Source organism: Microcystis sp. M144S2, from assembly GCF_020246065.1.
Classification (GTDB): domain Bacteria; phylum Cyanobacteriota; class Cyanobacteriia; order Cyanobacteriales; family Microcystaceae; genus Microcystis; species Microcystis ichthyoblabe_A.
On the sequence record NZ_JADBTR010000007.1, the window covers coordinates 22,031 to 29,089 of the forward strand.

Sequence of the window (7,059 nt, forward strand, 5' to 3'; positions counted from 1 at the left end):
TTAATGATTAAACTCTTAACTCTCGAACTAGATGGCACATTTGATCGGGGATTTAAAGTAAAATTAGAAATTCGTCCCGATCTTAATTCTCGTCCCCAAACTGTGATCAAAGCAAGGCTACCAGCTAATTTAGAGTTATTAACTTTTTACCGTCAATGGCAACGTCACTATAGTGAATTAGAGGGATTTTTTAAAGTCTTAAAAGATAGCAATCCCCAACAAATTACCAATAGTTCTCAGCAGAGTTTAGTTTTTAAAAACTGCCAAGAAAAAGCCAAATTATTTGAGGATAACTTAAACAAATGGTTGAATAATAGCCCAGAATTTGAACCGATCAAAACCGCAATTCTGCGCTCTGGCAATAACTTTCGTATCTGGTTACAAACCGATAATATTTGGCTGCAAAGATTCCCCTGGGAAAAATGGGAAATCCTCCAAAATACTGGCGCAGATATAGCCATTATTGTCTCGGAATACGATACCTTAACCAGACAATTAAAAAATCATGAAAAAATTCGGATTTTAGCCATTTTAGGCTATGCCACCGACTTAAGATTTCTCGAAGAAGATCGCAAAACTTTAGACGATATTGCGGGAAAAGCAGGAGCAGAAATTATCTGGGAAAAAGCCCCTCACCCGCAAAAATTAAATCAGTTATTGCGTCAAGAAACTTGGAATATTCTCTTTTTTAGCGGTCATAGTGCCAGTACAGAAGATGGGCAAGATTGCGAAATTCAACTAACAGAAACTCATAAATTAAAGATAGCTGATTTTAGCTTTTCCCTGGGAGAAGCCACTAAAAACGGGTTAAAGTTAGCGATATTTAACTCCTGTGATGGTATCGGTTTGGCACAACAACTATCCCGGGAAAAAGGTATGGCATTACCCCATCTAATCTTTATGCGCGAGAAATTACCCGATCCCGTTTCTCCCAAATTTCTGCAATACTTTTTAACCGCTTTTACCAATAATAAATCTCTCTATAGCGCCGTACATGAAGCCCAAAAAAATCTCCACGATGACTGGGAAAAAGACTATCCCTGTGCCAGTTGGCTGCCCGTAGTTTGCCCCAATCCCACCGAAGAACCCCCCACTTGGCATAGTTTCAGTAACTCCCCTCAAAAACAACAAAATTGGCGACGATTCGCTCTAACTTTCGGTTTAGGTTTAGCCGTAACGATGACAGTCTTAGCAATAAGAGAAACAGGAATTTTAGAACCCTTAGAATTAAATATTTATGATCGTCTGATGCAACTAAAACCCAAAGATAAACCCGATGAAAGATTATTAATTATTACCATTGATCGCCAAGATTGGGCCTATCAAGATCGCATGGGTATGAAAAGACCAACAATACCAGGAAGCGATCAAAAACGTTCCCTCGCAGGAGAAGCATTATCGCAGCTTTTAAATAAATTACTGCCCTACGAACCGCAAATTATCGCCTTAGATATCCTCCGTCCCATCGCTGCCAGTCAAGATTATCCACCCCTAGCCAAACAATTACAAAATACTCCTAATTTTATCTCGATTTGTAAGTTTAATAATTACCCGCAACCGGACGGATTTCCCCCACCACCGGAACTGCCAAAAAATCAGAGTGGTTTTAGTAACATAGTCCCAGACGAAACCATTGCCGGAGTTCCCCGAATTCGTCGTTTTTTATATCAGGCAAAACTCGATCGCACCTCTCCCTGTCTTCCCCCGGATTCTTTGGCCAAAGTTGACTCAATGTCCTGTAATTTTAAAGATTATGCTCCTAGTTTTAGTCTCCTAATTGCCAAACGATATCTAGAATCCCAGAATCAAGATTTTGACTGCAATAAACTGCAGCGGGGAATTCTAGAAATTAATATCGGGGATACTCATCTCGGTGACTGGCTACAATCCAACCGCGGCCCCTATAGAACCAGTCAATCCGATACCCGATCCGGCCGTCAAGTTATGCTCGCTTACCGTCGAATCGCCGATAATGGCATCGATGCAATCATCAAAATTGCCCCGAAAAAATCTCTCCGACAGGTTTTAGATCCGCGTTTTAATTCCGAATCAGTCCGGGAAAAAATTGTCCTGATTGGAGTAACAGAACCCGGGATCGATGATTTTTTAACCCCCTTTAGTCGCAACCCATCGGAAGCAATTCCGGGGGTTTATTTGCACGCGCACGCGGTCAGTCAAATTCTCGATACAATGGAAGGAAAACGTACCTCGATCGCTTTCTGGAATCCCCTACAGGAGGCTTTCTGGGTGTTGGGTTGGTCCCTGGTGGGGGGATTATTAACGTGGCGTTTTCTTCGGGTAAAAACGATACTTTTGACAGTGGCGATCGCTGTGATTTCCCTTACTGGTATCGGTTGGCTTCTCTTTAGTTATTTCGGTCTCTGGGTTCCGATTATTCCCCCAGCGATCGCACTTCTCACCACCTCCGGTATCTTCTTTTTTCTTCGTTCTTACTACTTAAAATAGCTAGGTAAGGCTTGCTGAAAAAGTACGGGCGAAGCATTCGGATAGAAAATCTCCGGTTTCACCGATAGGTTATTGCCCGAATGCTTCGCCCCTACAGGACCCGGGCCGATGAAGACGCAAGGTTTTGAAGCACGATTCTCTCAAAATCTTGCACCTATTTCACGAGAAAAACGACAAAACTCTTACCTTGCCTACATTTCACATTTATTCAGCAAACTCTAGGTAACAGCCATGATCAAACCTTCGATCGCCCTCATCCTTCTTTTCTCCCTACTGCCTCAACCCGGGTTAACCCTTATCACCCCGGCTGCCGGAAATATTTCTAATCATCCCATTCTGACGGCACAGGGCGATCGGGAGCTTACCGAGGAGCAATTCCTACAACGAGTCACCGTTAAGATTACTAGCGAGACAAATCGGGGATCGGGGACGATTATCGCTAAAAAAGGCGATAATTACCTTATCCTAACCAACGCCCACGTTACCCGCAACACGAAAACCCTACAGGTACAAACTTACGACGGCCACAGCCGTGCGGCCCGCATTGTCCCCAATTCCCTATCGGAGAATCAAGATCTCGCTCTGCTGGAGTTTAGCGATACCCGGGACTATTCGATCGCCACCATCGCGAAGTTTACCATCAATCAAAACAGCATCGGTTTAGAAGTGGTGGCCGCGGGATATGTTGCCGAAACGGGACAGTATCGGACGACAAAGGGAACCCTCGAACAGGTGAGCGATCGACCCCTCCGGGATGGCTACAGCGTCGGTTATAGTGGCGATATCGTGCAGGGAATGAGTGGCGGCGGCATTTTTGTCGAGGGGGAGTTAATCGGCCTTAACGGGCGATCGGCCCATCCGATTCTCTCTAACTACATCTACGAAGACGGCACAAAACCCACAGACGCAGAAATCCAACAGATGAGAGCGGTTAATTGGGGCATTTCTATCAATACCCTATTAACCTACATCCGTCCCGAAATCCTCAGCGCCTATAACCTACCCCTACCGCAGGTGAACCCCGATATAGAAACCACCGCCCCTACTGACTATATCGCCGAATTAGAAACAAAAGCCAAGGGTTTCACCGTGCGGATTGATAGTAGCAGTAAAGCCAATGGAAGTGGCGTAATTGCCAATGGAAGTGGCGTAATTATCGCTAAAGAAGGGAATATTTACACCGTCCTAACCGCCGATCACGTCCTTTGCGGAGAAATGGCACGCACCGCCAGCTGTGCTGATTACACCTACACCGTCGTCACCAGCGACGGCAAAACTCGAAACATCGAGAAAAGCACCATCATCCGGCAGAAAGGGGTAGATTTAGCAGTTTTTCAGTTTGAAAGCCTGGACAATTATCCCGTTGCGGAAATAGCGAATTATAACCCAAATACCGGTGATTTTGTTTTTGCCGCAGGCTTCCCCAAAATTGGCGACAATCCCTCGAAATGGTTGTTTAGTGGCGGTACAATTCACGATAAAGAAGGGGGATTACTACAAACCCGCCAAAGTGACTTAAGCAATGAACAAGGAGGAACATTACAAAGTGTTGCTTCTTTAACCGGAGGCTATGAATTAGTTTATACCAGCATCACATTTGGGGGCATGAGTGGCGGTGCAGTCTTAGACTCTCAGGGGAGAGTAATAGGGATTCATGGAAGTTCGGAAACAGCAGGGGTAGGGAAAATTCAGCTAGGGTTTAGTTTAGGGATTCCCATTAGCACTTTTATCGGATTGCAAGAAAGATTGAAGGTAAAACCGCAATTATTAACCACTGCTCAACCCCAAGTTAGTCCGCAACAACAACAAGAAATTATTCAAGCGATTACTGGTGTTATTGTCCCTAATACCAATGCGAAGGCGGATATTTGGATACAAAGGGGAGGACAATTATGGCGGTTACGGAGGCATGAGGAAGCAATTAAAGCCTTTGATGAAGCGATTAAGCAAAATGACCCCAAGAATGTCTATTTAGCCTGGTATGGGAAGGGATTGGCGTTAGGTTATTTAGGTAAATATCAAACAGCTATAGAAGCTTTGCAACAAGCGATTAATACCTTACCTAAACGGGAAGATTTAAAGAACTTTCACAGTAGTATTTTACAAAAGCAAAGTGTTGTTTATCGCTATTTAGAAAATTATGAGCAAGCCTTAACGGTGATTAATCAGGCGATTTCTCTGTTTCCCAATAACCCCAATCACTATAACGAGAAATATGTAGTATTAAGTCAATTAAAACGCTATGATGAGGGATTAGCGGCGATTACTCAGGCAATTGATCTCGCTCCCCGTGCTGCTTGGTATGGCAATCGGGGGAATCTTTACTATAACTTGCAGAAATACGATTTAGCCCTCTCTGACTGGAACAAAGCCATTAAAATTAATCCTAATTATGCTAACGCTTACAACAATCGGGGGAATCTTTACTCTGACCAAAAAAAATACGAATTAGCTTTAGCTGACTACAGCAAAGCTATTGACATTAATCCTAATGATGCTGTGGCTTACTACAATCGGGGGAATCTTTACTATAACTTGCAGAAATACGATTTAGCCCTCTCTGACTACAGCAAAGCCATTGACATTAATCCTAATGATGCTAAGGCTTACTACAATCGGGGGAATCTTTACTCTGACTTGCAGAAATACGATTTAGCCCTCTCTGACTACAGCAAAGCCATTGACATTAATCCTAATTATGCTGAGACGTACAACAATCGGGGGAATCTTTACAAAGACTTGCAGAAATACGATTTAGCCCTCTCTGACTACACCAAAGCCATTGACATTTTAGCCCTCTCTGACTACACCAAAGCCATTGACATTAATCCTAATTATGCTGTGGCTTACAACAATCGGGGGCTTCTTTACTTTAACCAAAAAAAATACGATTTAGCCCTCTCTGACTACAGCAAAGCTATTGACATTAATCCTAATTATGCTGAGACGTACAACAATCGGGGGAATCTTTACAAAGACTTGCAGAAATACGATTTAGCCCTCTCTGACTACAGCAAAGCCATTGACATTAATCCTAATTATGCTGTGGCTTACAACAATCGGGGGCTTCTTTACCTTCTCCAACAAAAATACGAACTAGCTTTAGCTGACTGGAACAAAGCTATTGAACTTAATCGTAATTTGGCTCTGGCTTACTTAGGTCGGGGGGGTATTTACAGTCTCCAACAAAAATACGAATTAGCTTTAGCTGACTACAGCAAAGCTCTTGAAATTAATCCTAATTTAGCTGAGGCTTACTTAGGTCGGGGGAGTATTTACAGTCTCCAACAAAAATACGAATTAGCTTTAGCTGACTACAGCAAAGCTCTTGAAATTAATCCTAATTTAGCTGAGGCTTACTTAGGTCGGGGGGGTATTTACCTTCTCCAACAAAAATACGAATTAGCTTTAGCTGACTTCAACAAAGCTCTTGAAATTAATCCTAATTATGCTATGGCTTACTTTGGTCGGGGGGAGCTTTACTATTACCAAAAAAAATACGAATTAGCTTTAGCTGACTACAACAAAGCCATTGACATTAATCCTAATTATGCTAATGCTTACAACAATCGGGGGAGTATTTACTATAACCAACAAAAATACGAATTAGCTTTAGCTGACTGGAACAAAGCTATTGAACTTGATTCTAAGTTAGCTATGGCTTACAGCAATCGGGGGAATCTTTACTATCTCCAACAAAAATACGAATTAGCTTTAGCTGACTACAACAAAGCTCTTGACATTAATCCTAATTTAGCTGAGGCTTACTTAGGTCGGGGGGGTATTTACTATTACCAACAAAAAGACGAATTAGCTTTAGCTGACTTCAACAAAGCTATTGAAATTAATCCTAATTTAGTTGAGGCTTACAACAATCGGGGGAATCTTTACTATCTCCAACAAAAATACGAATTAGCCCTCTCTGATTACAACAAAGCTATTAAAATTAACAAAAATGCTTGGTTTGCTATGATGGGCATCGGCTTAGTTAAGTATGAACAAGGGTCAATAAGTGAAGCAATTAAACAATGGGAAAAAGCACTAATAATTAACAATCAATCAGCCGAAATTCAATTAGCTTTAGCCGTTGCTTTTTATCATCAAGGCGAAAAAGATAAAGCATTAAAACTCGCTGAAAGTGCTTTAAGTATTAATTCTCAACTTGCCAATATTGATTTCCTCAAAAAGATTTTACGGACAAACAAAATTTTTGCTGATGTTCAAAAATTATTAGCACATCCTGAACTAAAAAATTATGTTAATCAGTAGTTTCGTAGGTTGGGTTGAGCGAATAAATATGTTAAGGAAAACCTCTCAATTCTCAGGGAAAGCGAAACCCAACACCCAACACCTAAATCCGTCTGAATCTTTTTGTTGGGTTTCCTTGGGTCAACCCAATCGACGATAATTGCTATGATTACTATAATCCGTAGTCGTGGTGATTTATATGCCGAAATGAACTACCCCGCCGCAAGCGGACGGGGTATCAGAATCAAAATAGACTCAATTGTAGATTTTGGTGTAGCTGCAGGTATTCTTTATCTTGTTCTTTTACATATCTCGCTATCATACCTTCATCCCCATGCTTTCCTA

2 protein-coding genes and 1 pseudogene are annotated in these 7,059 nt (G+C 41.9%); 2 read left to right on the forward strand and 1 reads right to left on the reverse strand.

The window, feature by feature from the left end:
- The first annotated feature begins 3 nt into the window (after positions 1-3).
- Positions 4-2,466, forward strand: a complete 2,463-nt coding sequence (locus IM462_RS01155; protein WP_287702057.1) for a CHASE2 domain-containing protein — start codon at positions 4-6, stop codon at positions 2,464-2,466.
- 231 nt (positions 2,467-2,697) lie between these two features.
- Complete coding sequence (locus tag IM462_RS01160) at positions 2,698-6,735, forward strand: serine protease (protein WP_287714764.1); 4,038 nt, start codon at positions 2,698-2,700, stop codon at positions 6,733-6,735.
- A 223-nt stretch (positions 6,736-6,958) separates the two neighbouring features.
- On the opposite strand, the pseudogene IM462_RS21155 reads toward IM462_RS01160, so the two are convergent.
- Positions 6,959-7,059: pseudogene (locus IM462_RS21155) on the reverse strand (IS200/IS605 family transposase); the annotation flags it as partial.